This is a genomic window from Herbaspirillum huttiense (genome assembly GCF_047300815.1).
Lineage (GTDB): Bacteria > Pseudomonadota > Gammaproteobacteria > Burkholderiales > Burkholderiaceae_D > Herbaspirillum > Herbaspirillum huttiense_A.
The window spans coordinates 2,573,992-2,596,571 of record NZ_CP178608.1; the positions used below are offsets into that span (position 1 = coordinate 2,573,992).

The 22,580-nt window shown below is 61.9% G+C and carries 19 protein-coding genes; 4 read left to right on the forward strand and 15 right to left on the reverse strand.

From position 1 onward, the window contains the following. The first annotated feature begins 5 nt into the window (after positions 1–5). Positions 6–1,925 carry a SurA N-terminal domain-containing protein gene (locus ACLRDN_RS11925; RefSeq protein WP_413460181.1) on the forward strand — a complete coding sequence of 640 codons (1,920 nt, stop codon included), beginning with the start codon at positions 6–8 and terminating at the stop codon, positions 1,923–1,925. 464 nt (positions 1,926–2,389) lie between these two features. Further along, entirely contained in the window at positions 2,390–3,109 is a 720-nt protein-coding gene (locus tag ACLRDN_RS11930) for a glutamine amidotransferase (protein WP_413460182.1), read from the forward strand. Between the two features lie 86 nt (positions 3,110–3,195). Here ACLRDN_RS11930 and ACLRDN_RS11935 read toward each other — a convergent pair whose 3' ends face one another. Beyond that, positions 3,196–3,807, reverse strand: a complete 612-nt coding sequence (locus tag ACLRDN_RS11935; RefSeq protein WP_413460183.1) for an arylesterase — start codon at positions 3,805–3,807, stop codon at positions 3,196–3,198. A gap of 64 nt (positions 3,808–3,871) precedes the next feature. Here ACLRDN_RS11935 and ACLRDN_RS11940 point away from each other — a divergent pair, with 64 nt between their 5' ends. Further along, positions 3,872–4,576, forward strand: coding sequence for an ABC transporter ATP-binding protein (locus ACLRDN_RS11940; RefSeq protein WP_413460184.1), 705 nt, complete (start codon positions 3,872–3,874; stop codon positions 4,574–4,576). Here the strand turns inward: ACLRDN_RS11940 and ACLRDN_RS11945 are convergent. The 3 genes from ACLRDN_RS11945 to ACLRDN_RS11955 form a co-directional block, all read right to left on the reverse strand. Then, positions 4,573–5,517, reverse strand: coding sequence for a DMT family transporter (locus ACLRDN_RS11945; protein WP_413460185.1), 945 nt, complete (start codon positions 5,515–5,517; stop codon positions 4,573–4,575). The genes ACLRDN_RS11940 and ACLRDN_RS11945 overlap by 4 nt on opposite strands. Beyond that, the gene (locus tag ACLRDN_RS11950) at positions 5,471–7,039 is read right to left on the reverse strand and encodes an NAD(P)H-hydrate dehydratase (protein ID WP_413460186.1); all 1,569 of its coding nucleotides are present in this window, start codon (positions 7,037–7,039) and stop codon (positions 5,471–5,473) included. The genes ACLRDN_RS11945 and ACLRDN_RS11950 overlap by 47 nt, the downstream gene beginning before the upstream one ends. Before the next feature lie 223 nt (positions 7,040–7,262). Then, positions 7,263–8,534: an FAD-dependent oxidoreductase gene (locus ACLRDN_RS11955; protein WP_413460187.1), complete on the reverse strand. Its 1,272-nt coding sequence runs from the start codon at positions 8,532–8,534 to the stop codon at positions 7,263–7,265. Positions 8,535–9,004: 470 nt separating this feature from the next. Here ACLRDN_RS11955 and purL point away from each other — a divergent pair, with 470 nt between their 5' ends. Then, positions 9,005–13,036, forward strand: coding sequence for a phosphoribosylformylglycinamidine synthase (purL, locus tag ACLRDN_RS11960; RefSeq protein ID WP_413460188.1), 4,032 nt, complete (start codon positions 9,005–9,007; stop codon positions 13,034–13,036). A 181-nt stretch (positions 13,037–13,217) separates the two neighbouring features. Here purL and ACLRDN_RS11965 read toward each other — a convergent pair whose 3' ends face one another. From ACLRDN_RS11965 to ACLRDN_RS12015, 11 genes are all read right to left on the reverse strand, one after another. Beyond that, positions 13,218–14,318: a porin gene (locus ACLRDN_RS11965; protein WP_413460189.1), complete on the reverse strand. Its 1,101-nt coding sequence runs from the start codon at positions 14,316–14,318 to the stop codon at positions 13,218–13,220. 553 nt (positions 14,319–14,871) lie between these two features. Beyond that, positions 14,872–15,489, reverse strand: a complete 618-nt coding sequence (locus tag ACLRDN_RS11970) for a phage virion morphogenesis protein (RefSeq protein WP_413460190.1) — start codon at positions 15,487–15,489, stop codon at positions 14,872–14,874. 92 nt (positions 15,490–15,581) lie between these two features. Beyond that, a complete protein-coding gene (locus ACLRDN_RS11975; protein ID WP_413460191.1) occupies positions 15,582–16,862 on the reverse strand; it encodes a PBECR2 nuclease fold domain-containing protein in 1,281 nt (426 codons plus the stop codon). A gap of 2 nt (positions 16,863–16,864) precedes the next feature. After that, the gene (locus ACLRDN_RS11980; protein WP_413460192.1) at positions 16,865–18,427 is read right to left on the reverse strand and encodes a DUF935 domain-containing protein; all 1,563 of its coding nucleotides are present in this window, start codon (positions 18,425–18,427) and stop codon (positions 16,865–16,867) included. Continuing rightward, on the reverse strand, positions 18,417–20,171 hold the full coding sequence (terL, locus tag ACLRDN_RS11985; protein WP_413460193.1) for a phage terminase large subunit: 1,755 nt from the start codon (positions 20,169–20,171) through the stop codon (positions 18,417–18,419). The genes ACLRDN_RS11980 and terL overlap by 11 nt, the downstream gene beginning before the upstream one ends. Beyond that, positions 20,164–20,658, reverse strand: coding sequence for a DUF1804 family protein (locus ACLRDN_RS11990; protein ID WP_413460194.1), 495 nt, complete (start codon positions 20,656–20,658; stop codon positions 20,164–20,166). Before ACLRDN_RS11990 ends, terL begins: the two co-directional genes overlap by 8 nt. Continuing rightward, entirely contained in the window at positions 20,658–20,996 is a 339-nt protein-coding gene (locus ACLRDN_RS11995; protein WP_413460195.1) for an ArsR family transcriptional regulator, read from the reverse strand. Before ACLRDN_RS11995 ends, ACLRDN_RS11990 begins: the two co-directional genes overlap by 1 nt. Beyond that, the gene (locus ACLRDN_RS12000) at positions 20,996–21,328 is read right to left on the reverse strand and encodes a hypothetical protein (protein ID WP_413460196.1); all 333 of its coding nucleotides are present in this window, start codon (positions 21,326–21,328) and stop codon (positions 20,996–20,998) included. Before ACLRDN_RS12000 ends, ACLRDN_RS11995 begins: the two co-directional genes overlap by 1 nt. After that, positions 21,325–21,879, reverse strand: a complete 555-nt coding sequence (locus ACLRDN_RS12005; RefSeq protein WP_413460197.1) for a lysis system i-spanin subunit Rz — start codon at positions 21,877–21,879, stop codon at positions 21,325–21,327. The genes ACLRDN_RS12000 and ACLRDN_RS12005 overlap by 4 nt, the downstream gene beginning before the upstream one ends. Continuing rightward, on the reverse strand, positions 21,876–22,403 hold the full coding sequence (locus ACLRDN_RS12010) for a hypothetical protein (RefSeq protein WP_413460198.1): 528 nt from the start codon (positions 22,401–22,403) through the stop codon (positions 21,876–21,878). The genes ACLRDN_RS12005 and ACLRDN_RS12010 overlap by 4 nt, the downstream gene beginning before the upstream one ends. Continuing rightward, entirely contained in the window at positions 22,403–22,576 is a 174-nt protein-coding gene (locus ACLRDN_RS12015) for a hypothetical protein (protein ID WP_413460199.1), read from the reverse strand. Before ACLRDN_RS12015 ends, ACLRDN_RS12010 begins: the two co-directional genes overlap by 1 nt. Between the last annotated feature and the right edge of the window lie 4 nt (positions 22,577–22,580).

The window sequence follows — 22,580 nt, forward strand, 5'->3', positions numbered from 1 at the left end:
TATACATGTTTGATTTCATTCGTACTCACCAGCGCCTGATGCAGTTCCTGCTGCTGCTGTTCATCTTCCCGTCGTTCGCCTTTTTCGGCCTGGAAGGCTACAGCCGCCTGACCGACGACAACGGCGTGGCCAAGGTGGCCGGCCAGACCATCACCAAGGAAGAGTGGGATGCCGCGCATCGCCAGCAGCTCGAACGCATGCGCCAGGTGTACGGCAATCAGTTCGACAGCAAGATCTTCGATAGCCCGCAGGCGCGCCGCGCCATCCTCGACAACCTGATCGCCCAGCGCGCCCTGGGCGCCGAAGTGGTGGCCAGCAAGCTGGTGGTGCCCGACCAGGCGCTGCAGCAGAGCATCCTGCAAATCCCCGGCCTGACCAAGCCGGACGGCAGCTTCGACAATGAACAGTACCGCGTGCTGCTGGCCGCCCAGGGCATGACCCAGAAGTCCTACGAAGCCGGCCTGCGCCGCGAGATGGCCCTGCAGCAGCTCAACGCCGCCATCCAGACCACCGCCTTCGCCCCCAAGACCGTGGCCGAAAACCTGTCCAGCCTGAACGACCAGGAACGCACGGTCCAGATGCTCAACTTCAAGCCGGACAGCTATGCTGGCCAGGCCAAGGTGACCGATGAGCTGCTCAAGGCCTATTACGACAAGAATGGCGCCCGTTTCGAGACCCCGGAACAGGCCGACATCGAGTACGTGGTGCTGGATGCTGCCGCCGTGGCGGCCCAGGCCAGCGTCACCGATGACGACATCAAGGCTTACTACGAGCAGAACCAGAAGCAGTACGCCACCGAAGAACAGCGTCGCGCCAGCCACATCCTGATCACCGTCAAGAAGGATGCCTCGGCCGCCGACAAGGCTGCCGCCAAGACCAAGGCCGAAGGCCTGGTGGCGCAGCTGCGCAAGAATCCGGGCGACTTCGCCAAGCTGGCCAAGGCCAATTCGCAGGATCCCGGCTCGGCCGACAATGGCGGCGACCTCGGTTACTTCAAGAAGGGCGCCATGGTCGAAAGCTTCGCCGATGCTGCCTTCAGGCTGAAGCAGGGCGAGATCAGCGATCCGGTCGAGTCCGAGTTCGGCTATCACGTCATCGAAGTGACCGGCATCAAGCCGGCGGCCGTCAAGCCGCTGGACTCGGTCAAGGCCGAGATCGGTGCCGAGATCAAGAAGCAGATCGCTGCCAAGAAGTACTCCGAAATGGCTGATCAGTTCAACAACCTGGTCTATGAAAACGGCGACAGCCTCAAGGCCGTCTCCGAGAAGCTCAAGCTGAAGATCCAGACCGCCTCCGGCGTGACCCGCAATCCCAATCCGGCCGCAGGCGCTGCGCCGTACAACAACGGCAAGTTCCTGGCCGCCCTGTTCACCGACGACGTGATCAAGGCCAAGCACAATACCGAAGCCGTGCAGACCGCCCCCAACACCCTGGTGGCTGGCCGCATGACCAGCTACAAGCCGGTGGCCAAGCGTCCGTTCGAGGAAGTCAAGGCCGATGTGCAGAAGGCCGTTCTGTTGGCCGAAGAGCAGTCGCTGGCGACCAAGGCCGGCCAGGAACGCCTGGCCCAGTTGCAAGCCAAGGATGATGCGACCGGCTTCAGCGAGGCCAAGGTAGTCTCGCGCGTGAAGTCCGAGGGCTGGACCCAGGAAGCCTTCAACGCCGTCATGAAGGCCGATACCGCCAAGCTGCCGACCTACGTCGGCGCCGAGACCCCGGGCCTGGGCTACCAGATCTACCGCATCACCAAGGTGGAACAGCCCAAGACGGTCGATGCCGCGCGCCGCAAGGCCGAGCAGGAGCAAATCACCGCCGCCTTGTCGCAGCAGGAAGCGCTGGGTTACCTGGACTACCTGCGCGAGAAGGCCAAGACCAAGCTCCTGAAGGGGGCCGCCGCCGTCAGCGCGGATGACGCCGCCAAGTAAGGTCAAAGGCAGGGCCCGCCTTTGGGGCAATGCGTGCACAGGGCGCACCGGGATCGTGAATCGGTGCGCAGTGTCGCCCCAAGGCGGGGAATTGTCGGCGTGACTGCCACAATTTACTAAAAAATTTACACGGGCCGCTTTTCCAGCGGCCCTTTTTGTTTCATCATGGACACCGGCGCTGCATTCGAGCGGGATGCGCAAGGGAGCCGGCATCGGGGAATCCGCTTCATTTCTTCCATCGTCGTTGGCGTTTCGTCAGCTTTCCATCTAGCGGGAAAAGGCAGTTTTTGTGCTGCCGAGATGAAATTCCTGTCATCCGCACGTCATGTTGCGCCGTTTCGGAAACAAACGGCTGCCGTACTTGTTGTCGCTTTCTCCAGTCGACATTCGAAAAGCATCGCAGGGGGTATTTCCACGAGGAGTGCGTCCGATGCGAGTCTTGCCCTGAATACGACCACGTTTTTATGCCTGCCCCAGTCCTGATCATACAAACCGGCGATGCCAATCCCGCACTCAAGACCAACTACGGTGGTTACGCAGACCAGATAGGCTGCGCTGCCGGCCTGTGCCACACCGAGATCGACGTCGTGAACGTCTATGAAGGCCAGCGCCCGTCCTGCCCGCGCAGCTACCGGGCGGTCTTCATCACCGGTTCGCCGGCCATGGTGACCGACAAGGAAGACTGGAGCGAGCGTACCGCCGAATGGATCCGCGACGCCGCCGAGCTCGACACCCCCATGTTCGGCATCTGCTACGGCCACCAGCTGCTGACCCACGCCTTCGGCGGCGAAGTCGGCTACAACCCGGCCGGCCGGGCGGCGGGCACCATGCACGTCAAGACGCTGGATTGCTGCCGCCAGGATGAATTGCTGGGCGTGCTGCCCCCGGAATTCCCGGCCCACATGCTGCACATGCAGTCGGTGCTGCGTCCGCCCAAGGATGCCATCGTCATGGCGCGCTCGCCGATGGACCCGCACCACGTCATCAAGCACAAGCACAACGTCTATTCGACCCAGTTCCACCCCGAGTTTTCGCCGGAGTTCGTGCGGGCGCACCTGCATTACTACACCGACATCTATCGTGGCTGCGGCATCGACGCCCAGGCGCTGTGCGAAAAGGTGTGCGACACGCCGCAATCGACCGGATTGCTGCGGCGATTCCTGGAGTTGTACGCGCGCCATTGAAGCGCCTGCGCTCAATGGAAAAGCCCCTGTGACCAGCGATGGTACAGGGGCTTTGCTTTGTGTCGCTGTCGCAGCGGAGAGGGTGCTTACTTGACCCCGACCAGCGGCTTCAAATGCGGCCAGACATTGTCCAGCAGCTTGGCCTGGGCTTGTTCATTGGGGTGGATGCGGTCAGCCTGGAACAGCGAAAGATCGGCGGCAATCCCTTCGAAGAAGAACGGCACCAGTGCCACCTTGTTGCCCTTGGCCAGGTCCTGGTACATCCCGGCGAAGCGGCGCGTGTAGTCGGGCCCGTAATTGGGCGGAATTTGCATGCCCACCAGCAGCACCTTGGCCTTCTGCTGGCGCGCCAGGTCGATCATGGCCTGCAGGTTGTCCTGGCTGGTCTTCAGGGGCAGGCCTCGCAGGGCATCGTTGGCGCCCAGTTCGATCACCAGGACTTCCGGCTTGTGCTGCGTCATCAGCGCCGGCAGGCGGTTGCGCCCGCCGATGGTGGTGTCGCCGCTGATGCTGGCGTTGACCACCTGGTAATCCGCCTGGCTCTGTTGCAGCCGCTGCTGCAGCAGGCCGGTCCAGCCGGTGCCACGCTGCAGGCCGTATTCGGCCGAGAGGCTGTCGCCGAGCACGAGCAGGTTTTTTGGGGCAGAATAAGCGCTCGTCGCCGCCACTACCAGCGTGACGCCCGCCAGCAGCCGCATTGCCGCGCCCAACAGCGCCTTGCGCCTCGCCCCTGTTCCGGACCCACTTGCCCGATTGCCCTGCATGCCTGCTTCCGCTCCTGCCAGTTCTGCCGTCATTGCCGCCATTGAAGTCCTTCAGTTATCCAAACACGTTGCCGATGTCTCCGCGCCTGCCGGCCGGCTGACCATCCTAAGCGACATCGATTTTACCGTGGCCGCCGGGACCACGGTGGCCATCGTCGGCGCCTCCGGCTCCGGCAAGTCCACCTTGCTGGGCCTGCTGGCTGGACTGGATACGCCCAGCGAAGGTTCCGTGCGGCTCGATGGCGAAGACATCTACGCCCTCGACGAAGACGGCCGGGCCCTGCTGAGAAAGCGCAAGCTGGGCTTCGTGTTCCAGTCCTTCCAGTTGCTGGGGCACCTCGATGCCCTGGAAAACGTAATGCTGCCGCTGGAACTGCGCGGTGACGGCCAGGCCCGGGCCAAGGCCGAACAGATGCTGGGCCGCGTGGGCCTGGGCAGCCGCCTGAAGCACTATCCCAAATATCTTTCCGGGGGCGAGCAGCAGCGGGTGGCACTGGCACGCGCCTTCGTGACCGAGCCGCCGCTGCTGTTTGCTGATGAACCGACCGGCAGCCTCGATGCGGCGACCGGCGAATCGGTCATCCAGCTGATGTTCGAACTGAACCGCGAGCGCGGTTCTACCCTTGTGCTGGTGACCCATGACCCCGGCATTGCGGCGCGCTGCGAGCGCACCCTGACGATTTCCGCCGGGCGTCTGGTCTAGACGGATTCCATCGGATCAGCCGGCGGCAGCGGGTGCGCCCGCTTGTGTTCGATATAGGCAATGCCAATGCCGCTGGCGCAGATGATGGCAATGCCCAGCACCGTGACCTGGTCCGGGAACTGCCCGAAGACCAGCCAGCCCATGCCGCAGGCCGAGATGATCTGGGCGTAGAAGAAGGGCGTGAGTACCGAGGCTTCCGCGTGCCGGTAGGCCGAGTTCTGCAGGAAATGGCCGATGGTGCTGGTGATGCCGGTCGATACCAGGATCGCCAGTTCCACCACCGTCGGCGTATGGCTGGTCCAGAAGAAGGGCACCAGGAGCGTGGAGACGATGCTGCCCACCAGCGCGCCATAGAAGAGCGTCACCATCGGATTGTCCGCCTGGCTGGCTTTGCGGTTGAGGATGGACAGCAAGGCCTGGGTGAAGGCCGAGACCAGCCCCAGCGCCACACCAATGGGCGGGATGTCGCCACTGGGGCGGATCACGATGAGCATGCCCGTAAAGCCGATCAGCACCGCGATCCAGCGCGACAGATAGCTGCGCTCGCCCAGCAGCCAAGGAGAAATCGCCAGCACGATCAGCGGTGCACAAAAATTCATGGCCGTGCCTTCGGCCAGCGGCACGATCTTCAGTACCGAGAAGAAAATCAGCGTCGAGGCCAGCAGCAAGGCGCCGCGACCCAGCTGCAGCCCGAGCCGGTTCGATTTCAGGATGCTGCGCCCGTGACGGCGCCGGTAGAGCGGCGCCAGCGTGGCCGCCATGAAGAACAGGTTGATGGTGTAGCGCATCCACGCAATCATCACCACGTGATACCCGGCCAGCGCCAGCAGCTTGCCGGCGGTATCGAGCAGCGACAGCGTCCACAGCCCCGAGATCAGGAAAAGGATGCCCAGCTTATGGTCGTGGGCGATGCGGGTGGTCGGCAGGACGGCGCTGGACATGGTCTCGGAGGATCTGGTTGAACACGGCACGGATGGCCGGGATGAATTCGCTGGCGGTCAGGCCCACCGGCCCCTGGCCGGCCGCCACCAGCTGATCGGCGGCGGCGCCATGGATCCAGGTGGCGGCCAGTGCGGCGGCACGGGTCGGCCAGCCCTGCGCCAGCAGGGCGCCGCACAGGCCTGAGAGCACGTCGCCGGTGCCGGCCGTGGACAGGGCAGGGTTGCCGCTGGGGTTGATGGCAATCTCGCCATCGGGAAAGGCGATGACGGTCCCCGCACCCTTGAGCACGGTGATGGCGTTGAACTGGCGTGCCAGCAGGCGCGCGGCCTGCGGGCGGTCGTGCTGGATCTGTTGGGTGGTGCTGTCGAGCAGGCGCGCCGCCTCCAGCGGATGGGGCGTGATGATGCTGCAGGCTTCCGTGCTGCGCTGGCTGCGGCGATGCAGCTTGTGCTGCAGCGTGGGTTCGGCCGAGATCAGGTTCAGGGCATCGGCATCGACCACGATGTCGGCTTCGCTATCGAGCGCACGCGCCAGGATGTCATGCGCATGGCGCGAGGTACCCAGTCCCGGGCCGACCACCAGCGCGGCACTGGCCCCGAATTCGACGCGGTCGGCCAGGCGGAACATCAGTTCGGGGTGTTTGTCGTCATAGGCCGGGCCATCATCGACGAAGGCCACATAGACCCGTCCGGCCCCGCCGAAGGCGGCTGTACGGGCTGCCAGCACGGGCGCTCCGGCCATGCCGCGCGCACCGCCCACCACGATGACGTCGCCGTAGCTGCCCTTGTGGCTGTTGTTGGCGCGCGGCTTGAGGGCGGTGGCAAAACTCTGCGGGCCATTGAGGAAAGCGCGCGCCGGCGGCAGCAGGGCAGCGTCGATCTCCAGCGCATCGACCACGATCTGGCCGCTGTGGTCGCTGCCGTCACAGGTATGCAGTCCGGGCTTGTCGCCGATGAAGCTCAGCGTATGAGTGGCCTGCACCGCCACGCCCTCGCGGCCGCCCACGATGCTGCCGGTATCGGCGTTGAGGCCGCTGGGCACATCGATGGACAGCACCGGGCAACGCAGGCTGTTGACGTACTCGATGATCCCCCGCAAGGCCGGTCCGGGCGGGCGCGTCAGGCCGATGCCGAACAGTCCGTCGATCACCAGCGCCCAGGAGCGGGCCCGCAGCGGGGCATCCCCCGTTCCCTCGATGAATTCCAGCGCGGCCTCGCGCGCCCGCGCCAGGGCGCGGCGCGCATCGGCTGGCTGGCGGCTTTCATCGGCGTGCAGCTGCACGCTCACTTCGATGCCGGCTTCTTCCAGCAGGCAGGCCGCTTCCAGCGCATCACCGCCATTGTTGCCGGGGCCGGCCAGGATCAGCACCGAGGGCGAAGAGGCCGTGGCCGAACACAGCAATTGCTGGGCCTGCTCGGCGATGGCGGCACCGGCGCGCTGCATGAGGGTGTAAGGGGGCAGGGCGGACAGCGCCTGGTGTTCGACCTTGCGGATCTCGGCAACGGAATGGAGCGCGCTCATGATCGTGATCGCTGGAGCCTTGGATGAGGGTGGCGGGAAAGCGGCGTGGTGCGGCGCTCGGAAGCCGGGTGCAGGAATGTTCACCTGCGCAGGCGATGGCCAAGCGCGTGTGTGATTTTAAGTGAATTGTCCTGCCAGCGCAGGCCCATCATTGATGAAAAATCAGCGATGGAAAAAAATGCGCGCGGCCGAAGCCGCGCTGCATGCGGGTGCTGCCGCGGGTTCAGGCCAGCACGTCGCGCGGCTGCAAGCCTTCGACCGGGATCTCGGTCTCCTCGCCGCCGACCATGTCCGCCAGCAGGCGCGCCGAGCCTACGCTGGCCGCCCAGCCGGTGGCGCCGTGGCCGACGTTGACGAAGACGTTGCCTTGCCGCGTCGGCCCCACCAGGGGCAGGCCGTGCGGCAGCAGGGCGATGGTATTGCTCCAGAAATGCGCCTGGTTGTAATTGGCGGCATTGGGGTAGTAGTCGCCGGCAATCTTGAGCAGGTTGCGCAGGGCCTTGGGCGGCAAGGTCTGGCTGGGCGGGACGAAGCCCAGCAGTCCGCTGATGCGGATGCGGCCGCCCAGGCGCGTCATGGCCACCTTGTAGCTGTCATCGTAGAGCGCCATGTTGGGCGCATCGTCCGGGTTCTTGACCGGCACCAGGGCCGAATAGCTCTGCAGCGCCCGCAGCGGCAGGTCCGTGTCCAGCGGGCGCAGCAGTTCGGCGCTGCCCATGCCGGCGGCGACCACCACGGCGTCCACCCGCATCTGTGCGGCCAGGTGCGGCGAGTCGATCTGCAGGGCGACCCGGCCGCCGAATTCGGCGCTCACGGCAGTGACCCGGGAATCGAAATGGAAACTCACCCCCAGCGCCTGGGCGGCATTGCGCATCTGCTTGGCAAAGAGCACGCAGTTGCCGGCCTGGTCATCGGGATAGTAGATCGCCCCCGCGAGTTTGGCTTCGGAGGAAAAGGCAGGCTCCAGGGCGCGGATGGCCGCAGCGTCCAGCACCTGGTGCTTGAACTCGCATTGCCGTGCGGCTTCCTGCATGGCTTCCATGCGGGCGGCTTCGGCCGGCTGGCGCAGGAGGTGGAAGACGCCGCTGCCGTTTTCGTTGTCGAGGTTGTAATGCGCCTGCAGTTGCAGGGTCAGCGACTGGCCATAGGCCGACAGGCGCGACAGGCGCAGCTTGTTCTGGGCGAAGTGGTGTTGCTGGGCCTGGCGCGTGGCGCGCATCCAGCGGCGGCGGCCAAAATCGGTCCCGGAGGCCAGGAGCACGCGCGGCTCGTCCTCGAAGCGGCAGGCGAAGGTGGCCATGGCGCCCGGCAAGGTCAGCGGCATGGCCGCCCCCGGCGCCAACAGGCCCGTATCGCCCAAGGTGGCTTCTTCGGCCACGTGCGCGCGCCGTTCGATGACGGCGACCTCATAGCCCTTGGCGGCCAGGAAGTAGGCGCTGCAAATCCCTGAAAGTCCCCCGCCGATGACGGCGATCTGTCGATGTGTACTGTTCACTCTGTTCGTCTTGGAAGCGGCAGGGCCGCTGTGGTCGTAGGCATCGGCCGTGGCTCGCCGGGCTGGCCCGGTTCCGGTGCGGGCCGAATGATACCGCGAAATTTCCTTGCAGTTTGGATATTGCCGCAGGGCATCTTGCGTCCTGCCCGAAAGGGTGGACATTTTCTGCTTCAAATGACAACGTCCGGCGACGCAGCCCGGATGACAGCGGCCTGCTGCATCATGGTGCCGCCCAGGTGGACACGGGCCGGCCCGGCCGCTCGCTTTGCGCGGGACTTGGCGCGGTGTCCACTGTATAATGCCGGCTCTGCCAGCAAACGCGCGCACGATCCATCATTCCGCCATCCCCCGGCCTGCACGATTTTTCACTGTGCAATGCGACCTCCGGGGCCGGCCGGTGCCGGTGGACCGGTCCCTGCCGCGATGCTGCGACGGTTTTCCCGATTCAAGCTAACTGCCTCGACCTCGCCATGCTGATCCTGCCGGGCTCCAATGCCCTTTCCGCTTTTCGTACCCAACGCCTTCTGACCCAATTGCAAGCAGTCGATGCCGCCATCACCGGCGTGTCCGGCCGCTACCTGCACTTCGTCGACGCCGGCCAATCCCAGGCCCTGACGCGCGAGGACGAGGCACGCCTCAACGGCCTGCTGACCTATGGCGACCCCTTCAATGGCAGCGATGAGGGCGATGCCTTCGTCGTGATCCCGCGTTTTGGCACCATCTCGCCCTGGGCCAGCAAGGCCACCGACATCGTGCGCAACTGCGGCATGGGCCATATCCACCGGGTCGAGCGCGGCATCATCTTCCGCGTGCAGGTCAAGACGGGCCTGCTGGGCGGCGCCAAGAAGCTCAACGAAGCCAGCATCCCTGCCGTGGCCGCACTGCTGCACGACCGCATGACCGAAACCGTGCTGCGCGACCCGCAGGACGCCGCCGGCCTGTTCTCGGAACTGCAGGCCAAACCGCTGGAGTCGGTGGACGTGATCGGCGGCGGCCGTGCCGCGCTGGAAGGTGCCAATACCGAACTGGGCCTGGCGCTGTCGGATGACGAGATCGATTACCTGGTGGACGCCTTCACCAAGGCCCAGCGCAATCCGACCGACGTCGAACTGATGATGTTCGCCCAGGCCAACAGCGAACACTGCCGTCACAAGATCTTCAATGCCGACTGGACCATCGACGGCGAAAAGCAGGACAAGTCGCTCTTCGGCATGATCAAGAACACCCATCAACTGGCGCCCAAGGGCACCGTGGTGGCCTATTCGGACAACTCCTCCATCATCGAGGGCGCGACCGTCTCGCGCTTCTACCAGCGCGGCGCCACCAAGGGCAACGTCTATGAAGCTTCGGACGAGCTGACCCACATCCTGATGAAGGTCGAGACCCACAACCACCCGACCGCCATCTCCCCGTTCCCGGGCGCCTCCACCGGCGCCGGCGGTGAGATCCGCGACGAAGGTGCGACCGGCCGTGGCTCCAAGCCCAAGGCCGGCCTGACCGGCTTTACGGTCTCCAACCTGATGGTCACGCACGCCGTGCAACCCTGGGAAAACGCCCGTGACGTGGCCCAGCCGGTGGACCAGCGCGATGAACACGCCCAGGGCGGCATCTACGGCAAGCCCGAACGCATCGCTTCGCCCCTGCAGATCATGATCGACGGCCCGCTCGGTGGCGCGGCCTTCAACAACGAATTCGGCCGACCCAACCTGGGTGGCTACTTCCGTACCTACGAGCAGAACGTGGGCGGGCAGGTGATGGGCTATCACAAGCCCATCATGATCGCCGGCGGCATGGGCAACATCTCCGCCAAGCACACCAAAAAGAACGACCTGCCGGTGGGCAGCCTGCTGATCCAGCTGGGCGGCCCCGGCATGCGCATTGGCATGGGTGGTGGCGCAGCCTCCTCGATGGCCACCGGCGTCAATACCGCCGACCTGGACTTCGACTCGGTCCAGCGCGGCAACCCGGAAATGGAGCGCCGTGCCCAGGAAGTCATCAACGCCTGCTGGGCGCTGGGTGAGGACAATCCCATCCAGTCCATCCACGACGTGGGTGCGGGCGGCCTGTCGAACGCTTTCCCCGAGATCACCAACGACGCCAAGCGCGGCGCCATTTTTGACCTGCGCCGTGTGCCGCTGGAAGAAAGCGGCCTGGCTCCGCGCGAGATCTGGAGCAATGAATCCCAGGAGCGCTACGTGCTGGCGATCCTGCCGGAACACCTGGACCTGTTCAAATACCTGTGCGAGCGCGAGCGCGCGCCCTTCGCCGTGGTCGGTACCGCCACTGAAGAACGCCAGCTGAAGGTGATCGATCCCGAGCACAACAACAACCCGGTCGACATGCCCATGGATGTGCTGCTGGGCAAGCCGCCCAAGATGCACCGCGACGTGCAGCACGTCGAGAAGCAATTGCCGCCGGTGGACCTGACCGGCATGGACCTGGTGGACGTGGCCCAGCGCGTGCTGCGCCTGCCGGCCGTGGCCGACAAGTCCTTCCTGATCACCATCGGTGACCGCAGCGTCGGCGCCATGACGGTGCGCGACCAGATGGTCGGTCCCTGGCAGGTGCCGGTGGCTGACGTGGCCGTGACCGCCATGGGCCTGGAAGGCTATCTGGGCGAAGCCATGGCCATGGGTGAGCGTACCCCGCTGGCCGTGATCGACGCCCCGGCTTCTGGCCGCATGGCCGTCGGCGAAGCCATCACCAACATCGCTGCCGCCCCCATCGCCGAGATCGGCGACATCAAGCTGTCGGCCAACTGGATGGCGGCCTGCGGCCAGCCCGGCCAGGATGCCGCGCTGTTCGACACCGTCAAGGCCGTGGGCATGGAACTGTGCCCGGCGCTGGGGATCTCGATCCCGGTGGGCAAGGATTCGCTGTCCATGCGCAGCACCTGGAGCGATGAAGAGGGCGCCAAGTCGGTGACCTCGCCGGTCTCGCTGATCGTCTCCGGCTTTGCGCCGGTGACCGACGTGCGCCGCGTGCTGACCCCGCAATTGCGCAAGGACAAGGGCGACACCGTCCTGATCCTGATCGACCTGGGCCGTGGCAAGAACCGCATGGGGGCCTCGGCGCTCACGCAGGTGATGCAGCAGATCGGCAACCAGACGCCGGATGTGGACAGCGCAGAAGACCTGAAGGCCTTCTTCAACGCCATCCAGCAACTCAATACCGAAGACCGCCTGCTGGCTTACCACGACCGTTCCGATGGCGGCCTGTATGCCACCTTGGCCGAAATGGCCTTTGCAGGTCACACCGGCATCTCGGTCAACCTCGACATCCTGACCATGGAAGCCGAGCATGCCGCTGACTGGGGCGATTCCAAGAACTGGACCACCCAAGTGGCCGAACGCCGCAATGAACTGACCCTGCGCGCACTGTTCAGCGAAGAACTGGGTGCGGTGATCCAGGTTCCGGCTGAGCAGAAGTCGGAGGTCATGAACGTGCTGCGCAGCTACAACCTGGGCGCGTGCAGCCACATCATCGGCAAGCCCAACGACCGCGACGTGATCGAATTCATGCGCGACGCCAAGAACATCTACAGCCAGCCGCGTGCCGAGCTGCACCGCGTCTGGAGCGAGACCAGCTGGCGCATCGCCCGCCTGCGCGACAACCCGGCCTGCGCCGATGCCGAATACGAACGCCTGCTGGACGCAGCCGACCCCGGCATGACGCCCAAGCTGAGCTTCGATCCCCAGGAAGACATCGCCGCACCCTACCTGTCGCTGGGCGCAGCGGCGCGTCCCAAGGTCGCGATCCTGCGCGAGCAGGGCGTGAACTCGCACATCGAGACCGCCTACGCCATGCACAAGGCTGGTTTCACTGCGGTTGACGTGCACATGAGCGACCTGATCGCCAACCGCGCCAAGCTGGATGACTTCAAGGGCTTCATTGCCGTGGGCGGCTTCTCCTACGGTGACGTGCTGGGCGCCGGCGAAGGCTGGGCCAAGACCATCCTGTTCAATGCGCAGCTGGCCGAGCAGTTCTCGCGCTTCTTCCAGCGCCAGGACACCTTCTCGCTGGGCATCTGCAACGGCTGCCAGATGATGAGCAACCTGAAGTCCATGATCCCGGGCGCCGAAGCCTGGCCCAAGTTCACCCGCAACAAGTCCGAGCAGTTCGAGGCGCGTTTCGTGATGGTGGAAGTGGCCGATTCGCCCTCCATCTTCATGCAGGGCATGGCCGGCACCCAGGCGCCGATCGCCACTGCCCACGGTGAAGGGTTCGCCGACTTCTCGCAGACCGGCGACATCGACCGTGCCCTCATCGCCATGCGCTACGTCGACCATCGGGGCGCCGCCACCGAAGCCTATCCGTTCAACCCCAACGGTTCGCCCCAAGGCATCACCTCGGTGACCACCCCGGACGGCCGCTTCACGGTCCTCATGCCGCACGCCGAACGCGTCTTCCGCACCGTGACCCAGTCCTGGCACCCGGAATCGTGGGGCGAGGATTCGCCGTGGATGCGCATGTTCCGCAATGCCCGCAAGTGGGTGGGTTGAGCCGGAAATGGCTTGAAATGAAGTTTCCTGATCCGACTGCCCGATGTGCGGGGCAGTCGGGCAGGGAGTAAAAAAGCAGGATGAAAAAAAACGCAGTTCCGAAAGGAACTGCGTTTTTTGTTTCTGCTGCGCGTTCGGGTGATGACGCTCTCCCGAGGGAAAGCGCCCCACTCAAGCCGGATCAGAAGATGTGACGGATGCCAACGCCGACGGTGGTCAGGTTGTCCTTGCCAGCGGCTTGGCCGGTCAGCTCGTAGCGGGCTGCGTCCTTGGCCTTGTTGTAGTCCACGATGGTGTAGACCTGGGTGCGCTTGGACAGGGCATACTCGGCCCAGCCCACCACGGCGTAACGCTTGCCGTCGCCGACATTGCCCACGCCCGAGACCGAAGCGTTCTGGCTCTTGTCGTAGTAGAAGGCGCCGGTCAGGGACAGGGCCGAGGTGGCCTGGTAGGAGGTACCGAAGAAGTAACCCTTGTCCTTGCGCTGCACGCCTGCAACGCCACCGGCCGCGGCGGCGCTGTTGGTCATGGCCATGTAGGCAGCGGTGGTGCCGGTGCTGTCCTTGATGTTGATGTAGCCAGCGAACAGCTTGGCTGCGCCGATGGCGTAGGAAGCCGACAGGTTGTAGGCGGTGTCCTTGTTGTCGCTGTTGGTGGCGCTCACAGTCTGCTGCCAGCCGCCGCCCACGGAGAAGGGACCGGTGGTGTATTGCAGCGAGCTGCTGATCTGGCTGCCGCGGCGTGCCGAACCGGCTTGTTCGCCGGCAGCGTAGGACAGGCCCACGCTCAGGCCACTGAAGCTGCCGTAGTACTTGATCATGTTGCTGTTGCGCACCAGGCTGCCAGCAGCCGGCAACCAGGAGTTGCTGTCGTAGTTGCCCACGGTCAGCGGATCGAAGTGGTCAGCCAGCAGGTCGAACATCGGGGTGTTCTGACGGCCGATGGAGACCTTGCCGAAGCTGCCGCCCAGGCCAACCCAGGATTGACGGTTGAAGATGGTGTTGGCGCTGCTCATGGAGCCGTTGTCACCGTTGAAGCCGTTTTCCAGCTGGAACATGGCCTTCAGGCCGCCACCCAGGTCTTCGGTACCCTTGAAGCCGATACGGCTGTTGGCGATCGCGCCGTTGTCCACGCGCACGTTGCTGTTGCCCTGGGCATTGTCGCTGCTCAGATAACGGATGCTGGTGTCGACGATGCCGTAGATGGTCACGGTGGACTGGGCAAAGGCTGCACCGCCCGTGGTCAGGCCGGCTGCCAGCAGCAGCATGGAACTCTTCTTCATAGGTTTCTCTCCAGAAAGCACGATGTTGTGATGTTGATGGCGCCGCGGATCAGCCTTGTGTGCCTCTCCCCGAAACACCTCTTTTATCGCTGCGACCGCATTGAACGTGGCCGGCCGCAGCCTGTCCCTATTTGGAACTGGATCGAAGAATATCAGAACGATGGTTCGCAAAATGCGCGAAATGCTGCAGGAAAATTCCTCTTTTTTAATTATTTAGTGAATTTATATGTTTATAAAAAATTTATTTGATATATATTTTATAAATATAAATCTTCACTATGAAACTTGGTTTGTGTCTTCCGTATGACAAGAAGGCCAAAATCAGCGGATTTTTGGAGGAAAAGTAGGGTAGTCCAAGAAATGGGACAGGTTTTGGCCCTCGAAAATGGCGGAAACCCGCGCCGCTGCTGAGAAGCTCCATCACGGAATAAATTTTGATTTTGGGACGGATGCGGTAAAAAATTCGGAATAAATACCGAGAAAACTCCAAATATTCCGCTGTTCCGGTCCTAATAAATCCCGACTTCCACTACCGCCCCGCGAAATTCAAAGCTCATTTACTCGGGCGTCGAACCCTATTTAAAACCAGGGTGAGATGGTCACGGATGAGTTCGCCGGTCAATTGCCGATCCGACGCTGGAAAGCCGACCAACTGCCGAGCCGGGATGCCGGGGTGGTTGACTCGCTTGCGCACCAAGCCGCCGAACGCCAGTGCCTTGGCCTTTTTGGGGGAAATTGTGTACGGAGAACCACGAGGGCCAAAGGTGCCGGTCCCGAAGTGGTGCCACACGGCCTTCTGGTCGCTGAATCCAAGCCGGAGGGAATTCCCCTGCACCTGATAATTGAAGCTTTCCAGCATGTCGCCATGGGCATAAAGCATACGGCTACCCTTGCGAGCCTGTACCTGGCGGGCAGTGGCCAGGCTCAACTGGCCTTTCTTACGGAACGACTCTTTCTGTGCATTCCAGGTAGCTGTACCGATGGTCATGGGCGACAACGGCCGCCAGGGAGTCCCGTCCGGAGCCAGCCCCTGCGCCTGGCGGTGCTGGTTCGCGTTGAATAGCGATTCGCCAATGCTCCCCAGCATCTGCTGGGGCGTAGCCACCTCATTCCGGACGGCTTCTAGGATGGCCGCAAGGTGGTCGGCTTGAAATTCGACGGTAAATTGCATAAAATCCTCCCCGTGGTGCCAGCGAGAGCGGCTCTGTCCAGCCCCTCCACAATGCGGCCACACGACGCGGCCCAGGACAGTGGCCGCGTTTTTTATTTCTTGAACAGCAACCGGCCAATACGCTGGCGGTCGAAGTAAGCCGCCCGGTTTTCAGGGCTTTTTCGGTCGGGAACGAAAGCTGTTGAGCCGGTCCAACCGGTTCTTCCCCACTCAAACGCCACCACCCCATATTCGCCGCTGCCCTCCAGCTCGAAGGCACGTAGGTAACGACGCTTGAGCAGCCAGCGGCCGCTCTCTGAACGTGATTTTTCCCAGTTCCACCAGATCTCGTCCGGTTCGACCAGCGTCATAGCCAGCAAGTAGGTGTATTCCAGGCGCGATGCCTTGTCCGGGTTGGTCAACCACTTCAATTCGCCATTGCCATCTTGGAACAATGCCTTCGTGACGGCCATCGTGGTGCCGGCCGAGTCGGTATAAGCGGCACCACGTTCCATCGTGGCTCCGAACACATCCAGGAATTCCTTCACAGCAGTCTCGGGCGGTGTATTCGGTGCAAGCAACAGACTTCGTGGCACCGAGGTTGGCGCTGGTGCGGCTGGTGGTGTGAAACCAGTCGGCCAGGTCGCACCACGCTCTTTCAGCACGGCGTCATAGCCTTGCAGCGGCGGCACGGTGTGCGGCTCCAGCCAAGCCTTGCCCGGGTTGTACGCGAAGCCCGGGTCGATCCCTTTCGGAACGCGCACAGTTCGAGGATTGCTTCCATTCTTTCCGACGACCCGCTCTTCCCATTCGATGGGTGGCGCTTCGTCAGGGCCAGACTTTCCTTGGGCCTCCCAGAGGTTCTTCGCCTCCGAACGAGACAGTGAACGGATCTTGCACTTGCAGCCCCATCCATTTTGCGGGCTATGGGTATCCCACCAGTTACTGTCGGCGGGCAAAATGAGACCATTCCATGCCAAGTGCTGCATGCGTGGATGTTCGGTGCTGGTATGCACGTATTGCCAATACGGCCGCAAATGCACCACTTCCATCATCTGCTTGTAGCGACCGGCGTTGTAGGCTTGGGTGATGTTCGTATCGTAGATCACCTTGCTGCGCCAGCCAGGCGAACCGTTGTGCGCCCAGCCGTATTTAGCCGTGATCTCACCGAACTGCTTGCGGAAGGCGGGATATCCAGTACCACCTTCCTGCGCCTGACGAACCGCGTTATACATATCCTCGACCAGGGCGTCATGCGCGGCACCGGCAACGATGAACGCGTGGCTGTGCTGTTCCTGATAGATGTCCGTCCAGCCAGAGGATGGCAGGCGCTGCTTGTTTCGGAAAAAGTCGATTGCTTCCGAGAACGGCAGACGGGCCGGCGATGCAGCCATGCTTATTCCTCACCATCCGATGCCACGGCATCCATGCCGGCCAGCGTGGCAGCTTCCATGCCCAGAGCCATTGCTTGAGCCCACGCCGGATTGTTCGCGCTCAAGGCTTCAATGCGGGTTACCGCTTCATCAAAATCACCCGACTCAGCGATAATGGATGCGATCTGCTGGATGGCCTTTTGCTCCATCGGAGCGCACAGTGCTGCCAGTTGGGCCGAATAGGCCGACGCGATATCAGGCTCTGCCTGTCGGCTGGCACTGAGCGCTACCAGGCGCGTCAGGGCGCTGGCCGGTGTTTGAGCGAGTGAGCAGCCAGGCGGCACCAACATCTTGGCCTTTTTGTCAGCGCGTGGAATCTGCATCACTTGGTGGGCGTATTCGACGTCGATCTCCATGCCGATGTTGGCGGCCTTGGTGAGCACGTCGGCCATCTTGCCTTGATCAACCGTTTCCTCGGTCAGATAGCAGAAACTGGGGATCCGGTCTTCCGGGAACATGCCGTTGATCAGTGCAATCGGGCGCACCAGCATGTTGTTGATGCTGGGCGTGATCTGACGAACGTCATGCAGCATGATCTCGCGCCGCACTTTGTCGTGAATCTCGCCGAGAGCATTGGTCGATGTCTTGCCGTCGGCCTGGCTGGTGAGTGTGCCGCCCAGAATAGCCAGAGATTGCTTCCGCTCCCAATATTCAATCGCCGATAGGAAGTCACTGACCGTGCCGGTCTTCGTTGCCTGGACGAACTCAATACTCATCGTATTGGGAATGACACCAGCACCATCATGACCAATGTTGCGCACGGCGCGCAGCAGTTCATCACGCTGCTTGGATTGGATGCCGCCGGGGTATTTGCCCAGGCGCAGCGGCAGACCGTACAACTCCAGGAAGCGCTGCATGTCTCGAACGTTGTATGCCTTATAGGCATATGTCCACGCCAGGACACGGAACAGCGCCGCCTGCTCAATATAGCCTGACTTCGCCCGATGCTCATGAATGAGCCAGCCCCACGGCCGCAAGGCCTCTGGTATTCCCATTTTGAGAAACTGCAGTGCGCCAGTATCGCGGTCGATCTGGAACATCCGTTGAGGCACCCACAGAAGGTTCTGCGGCAGCCAGGTGCTACCCGGCTTCCAATCAAGCTCGAGCGCCGCAAAACCCTTCCCGATTGCATCGGCCAGGTCATACTGCGCATCCTCAAAGCGAGGGATATTTTTGAGCATGTCGGCCAGCTCGGTCGTGCGATTCAGTTCGGACTGGTTGGCATCGTCACGTGGCTCCATTTGCCATCCCAGGCCGGTCACAGCACGGCGACGCTTCGCCAGTTCGGAGAAGATGTGTGGATCTTGCTCTTCCACCAGCTCGAACAGTGCAGCCTGGTCGGTAATGAAGCCTTCGTCTGCGGCAGCGAAGGCCGAAGCCAACCGCGACGGGTCCAAGGTGCTCACCGAGGCATAGTTGAGCGAGTTACCCTGTGTCGAACGTGCGCCGGCCTGTAACTGATCCAAGCCGGCTTTTACTTTGCCAGAAGCGCGCTGGAGCACCGCCCTAATTCCTTTAATCATCATCGTCCCAATTGTCAGAATGGCCGCTGACGCGGCTGGTACTGCGGCGATCACGCCGCGATGGAGCAGCAGAGGTGTACAACCATTCGCCGCTATATTGGTTAGCCAGCCGGAAGAGCTTTTCCAATGCATCGGGGCCGTCATCATGGGAGGCTTCCGGCCAGAACTTGAGTTGTTCGTTCATGACACCGTGAGAGCGGTGCGTGCGGATCTTGCCGTTAGCAACATGGGGCTGCAAGCTGATGATGCGCAACTCCTTCTCGACGCTTTCCTCCATCGGCACGCCGGGGAAAGATATGCCCAGCAAGGCGGCGCGCTTGATCAGCTCGGTGTACATGAACTCCTGAAACTGGACAGTTTCCACGCCCCAGGCGAGACACCGGTATTCAATCTCCAGATCGATGGCGCGGCTGATGATCAGATCCGGCACGCGGCGGCAGATATCGGCCTCCACTACGTCCAACACCATGGTTTGCCTGTTAAGCCCGCCTACCAAGATGGCCGAGGGGTCGTTCTTCTTGTTCTTTTTGCCCAACGATGGGTCAATCGCACCGAAGAACAACCAGTCGTTACGACGATCAATCCAGAACTGCAGCGTCTTGAACGGAGCGGTGTCGTCGTTACCTGCCTCGTTCTGCTGTTCCTGGTTAAACGCATCATGGTCGATGGCGCGCATACACATCAACCGATAAAGCGGTCGAACCTCGGGCCAGGACACGATGGCGCCAGCGTCCATCAGTTCCTTATTCTCCCGATAAAACGCATCTGCAGCAGCTTCAGCGGCTTCACGCTCACCTTCATCCTCTGAAGAGGTAGCGTAGATACCCTCCCATTTTTCCCACAGGTCCATGCGATCAGGCCATTGCATGATCGATTTGAAAACCCGCCGCCGCCAACCAGGCTTACGCGACACACGATTGATCGCTGCATCGTAGTGCAGGCTGGTACCGACCCAGAACACGTCCATGCCACCGCCTGGTCCGGCAAGGCCCAGGACAGCTTTCAGCACGAACGATTCCACCTTGTCGCGCTGCTCTTTGTCGCGGACGTTCTCGTCGTTCTCAAGATCGTCCAGGTAGATCAGATCGGGACGATGCGGCCCATTCTTCATGCCGCGCATCTTCTTGCCGGTGCCACCGATCCGGATCTTGATGCCGTTGGCGGTCTGGATGGTGGTTGCCTGCCAAACACGGCCACGGCCGGATGCCTTCGGGAAGTCCGCTGCCAGGCGTGGATTGGTATCCAGTTCGGCCTTGATCGACTCCAGCATTTCGACCGACTGCTCCAGGGTGTTCATTACAATGCCGATCATCCACTTGCGCGCCTTCTTCGACGCGGTAGGAACGAGATCGGCAAGGTAGTTGGATCGGCAGATGTTCCACAGGCTGTTGAGCTGTGTTTCGTAGGTCGATTTGGCTTCGCCGCGAGGCGCCTGGTGCACCTCTCGGCCATCCTTGATGCCATCGATCACCTCGGGCAGGCGCTTGAAAGCAAACTGCTGGAATAGGGAGAAATGCGGCGTCGGGACGTAGTGCGGGAAATACGTTTGGCAAAAGAACTGGTAGTCGACAATGGCACGCTCTCGGCGCATTTTGCTGGCCGCAGGATCTACGGGGAAGGCTTCGCATTCCAGTTCGATGGCCTGGCGAATTTCCTCGCCCATCTGTTCCATGCGTTCCTGGAAGTCACGGAGGTTCTTGACCTCGACCAGATCACCGTATTCATCCGACCAGTCGTATTCACGCATGGCGCTTCCCAAGGATGGCCGCAATCTCATCGAAATGCGGCTGCAACGCAGCCAATGCCGATGGGTCGGCCCGGCGCAGGTAAGTTGCAATGATTTGCACCGTATCCAGGGCAACGGACAGGCCTGAGAACTGCGGATTCAAGCGGCCGAAGGATTTGCTGAACTTGGCATAGGCATCGGCCAGCTGCGCGAGCAGCTGCGCCTTGTCGGCAGCAGGCATGGTCGACGACTCCAGCTCGCGGGTAGTGGTGATGACCTGGCGCGCAAAATCCTCCACCAGTTGCTTGTTCAGATCGTCCAGGCCCTGATCGCTGATGCGATAGGCGGCGCGCGCCGTATCCCAGTCATCGCCCTTGGCTTTAGCGCTGGCCTTCCAGTTGCGCGCAGTCTCATAGTTCACGTCGCACGCGATCGCCACACCATTCAAAGGCATACCTTCGATATAGAGCCGCCGAACATTGGCGCGTGTTTCTGGAGAGTGCGCCATCAGAGTTGCCTCAAAATACCAATGCCGGCGGCGACCAACATCTCGTCCGGGCCCGGACGCTTCACGCCTGGGACTTGAACCAGGCCAGCAGCGCAATCCTGGCCGCGCTGGGTAATCGATGCCAGGACGATATCGCTGCCCTGGTACGTCAGCAGCCCCTGCTCATTGAGCCACGCCAGCTCGCCGCGCAGAGCATCCTGAGACAGAGCGTGTGCATAGCGCTCGAGGAGCTGCTGGCGCACCAGGCTCTCGTTGGCGCGATAGCCAGGAACGGACGAAAGCACCTGCAGCACACGCAGGCGCAAGTCGGCACGTTGCATTTTCTCGTAATCGTTCATCAGCCACGCCTCCGTAAATGGTCATCAATACTGGTTAAAAGACGGTTCATGCCGGTGACCGTGCCATTAAGTAAAGCAATTTCATTGGTTGCATCGTTGACTTTCTCATGCAAGGTCCCCAGATCCTGGTGTGTCGGCCCACCTTCCAGCTTCGTCAGACGATTGCCATGGTCGATGATCGAAGCAGTCACCCTAGCTTCCAGTGCGTCGATGCGGGCATTGGTTGCCTTGTTCTTGTTGGACAAGTACATGTAGAGCGCCACGCCCCATGTCAAAAGGAAGTTGGCAATCCCCAGCAGCAGCGACCACTGCATAACATCTTCCCGGCTCATTCTTGTCCTTTCATTTGGTGATCAGCCTTTACCACTGCCTGGCAAGCGGTGAGTTGGCGTACTACTTCGTCGGCTTCGCCGGCGAGAGCGAGAAGAAATTCAGAAGCCGATTCAGATAGTTGGCTTCGCGTGGCACCATCACGTCCGATGGTGGTGGCGTCAGTTGCGCAGGCTTGGCCTCCACCGACTCTGTTGTCACCTGTGGCGCGGACGCCTGGGTCGTACAAGCGCAGTTCGCCACGGCGCACAGCATCGATAGCGCGATCTTTTGCGAGACGTTCATTCTTCAGATCCTTTTGGTATTGAGCTGAGATCGAGGCCATGGCTTGGCCGTGCTTGGCCTCGGCGGAACGGGCCTGCTCCTCCAGTTCCTTGATGCGGTTGTTGGCGCGGGTTAGAGCCGCGTTTTCCTTGGTCAACCAGGTAGTGCGCTCGGCTTGCTGACCGTTGGTGTATTCGTGCTCTCCATAGGCGAGGAGCGCACGGACAATAACGATGCAAACCGCGATGCTGGCCAGGATCTTTACCCAGGCTGGGATGGTAAATTTCATGATGCAGCTTCCTTCGAACCCGCATCAATGTGCTTCCACGCAATGACATCATGGCGGCATGGCTTTTCTGTTATCTGAGATAACCATTCGCCGTGAAACAGCCCAGCAATGTCATAGGTCACTGATGCACCATTCCTGCACTTGACCAGCACATCAACCTCGTGCGGAGGCTGCGTATTCTCAACATCTATCCAATCGCCGGAGACAGTGAAGAGCTTAGTGCCGAGTCCAATCTTGTCCCACGACACCAACGGTTGCATATGCCACCCATGCACCATCGGGTCATGCTTGATGATGCCTACCGGTTGTGCCATAGCTCCGGCATGAGCGGCACCTGCAGATGAAAGAAGTCCTACATGATCAAATGCCAAAACCCACCCAGCAACGAAATCCCTCTCCGACATTTCACGATCAATGCGATTCGCAGCATTGACCTCTCCGAAATCAATAAGCATTTTGACTTTCTCGGACTTGTACTTATTGAAGGCAGCTTTCGCCTCTTCAGTATTGATTTCAGTAGCCATTATTCGGTCTCTGCGAGAGAGCCTGCTTGCTGGGCATTGGCGTGTTCCACCAGCCAGCGAACTGCTGCAGGAGAGCCTTCAGGATAGGGGCAGGCTGTGGCGGGAATGCCGTCCCTCGCGGCCTGGCGGGCACGCTGTGTGATGATGTCAATCGCTACGATCTGAGATGACATGGGT

Excerpts from the sequence above, each read along its gene's own strand:
- ACLRDN_RS11925 (WP_413460181.1), top strand. The coding sequence starts at position 6 with ATGTTTGATTTCATTCGTACTCACCAGCGCCTGATGCAGTTCCTGCTG.
- ACLRDN_RS11930 (WP_413460182.1), top strand. The coding sequence starts at position 2,390 with ATGCCTGCCCCAGTCCTGATCATACAAACCGGCGATGCCAATCCCGCA.
- ACLRDN_RS11935 (WP_413460183.1), bottom strand. The coding sequence starts at position 3,807 with ATGCGGCTGCTGGCGGGCGTCACGCTGGTAGTGGCGGCGACGAGCGCT.
- ACLRDN_RS11940 (WP_413460184.1), top strand. The coding sequence starts at position 3,872 with ATGCCTGCTTCCGCTCCTGCCAGTTCTGCCGTCATTGCCGCCATTGAA.
- ACLRDN_RS11945 (WP_413460185.1), bottom strand. The coding sequence starts at position 5,517 with ATGTCCAGCGCCGTCCTGCCGACCACCCGCATCGCCCACGACCATAAG.
- ACLRDN_RS11950 (WP_413460186.1), bottom strand. The coding sequence starts at position 7,039 with ATGAGCGCGCTCCATTCCGTTGCCGAGATCCGCAAGGTCGAACACCAG.
- purL (WP_413460188.1), top strand. The coding sequence starts at position 9,005 with ATGCTGATCCTGCCGGGCTCCAATGCCCTTTCCGCTTTTCGTACCCAA.
- ACLRDN_RS11965 (WP_413460189.1), bottom strand. The coding sequence starts at position 14,318 with ATGAAGAAGAGTTCCATGCTGCTGCTGGCAGCCGGCCTGACCACGGGC.
- ACLRDN_RS11970 (WP_413460190.1), bottom strand. The coding sequence starts at position 15,489 with ATGCAATTTACCGTCGAATTTCAAGCCGACCACCTTGCGGCCATCCTA.
- ACLRDN_RS11975 (WP_413460191.1), bottom strand. The coding sequence starts at position 16,862 with ATGGCTGCATCGCCGGCCCGTCTGCCGTTCTCGGAAGCAATCGACTTT.
- ACLRDN_RS11980 (WP_413460192.1), bottom strand. The coding sequence starts at position 18,427 with ATGATGATTAAAGGAATTAGGGCGGTGCTCCAGCGCGCTTCTGGCAAA.
- terL (WP_413460193.1), bottom strand. The coding sequence starts at position 20,171 with ATGCGTGAATACGACTGGTCGGATGAATACGGTGATCTGGTCGAGGTC.
- ACLRDN_RS11990 (WP_413460194.1), bottom strand. The coding sequence starts at position 20,658 with ATGGCGCACTCTCCAGAAACACGCGCCAATGTTCGGCGGCTCTATATC.
- ACLRDN_RS11995 (WP_413460195.1), bottom strand. The coding sequence starts at position 20,996 with ATGAACGATTACGAGAAAATGCAACGTGCCGACTTGCGCCTGCGTGTG.
- ACLRDN_RS12000 (WP_413460196.1), bottom strand. The coding sequence starts at position 21,328 with ATGAGCCGGGAAGATGTTATGCAGTGGTCGCTGCTGCTGGGGATTGCC.
- ACLRDN_RS12005 (WP_413460197.1), bottom strand. The coding sequence starts at position 21,879 with ATGAAATTTACCATCCCAGCCTGGGTAAAGATCCTGGCCAGCATCGCG.
- ACLRDN_RS12010 (WP_413460198.1), bottom strand. The coding sequence starts at position 22,403 with ATGGCTACTGAAATCAATACTGAAGAGGCGAAAGCTGCCTTCAATAAG.
- ACLRDN_RS12015 (WP_413460199.1), bottom strand. The coding sequence starts at position 22,576 with ATGTCATCTCAGATCGTAGCGATTGACATCATCACACAGCGTGCCCGC.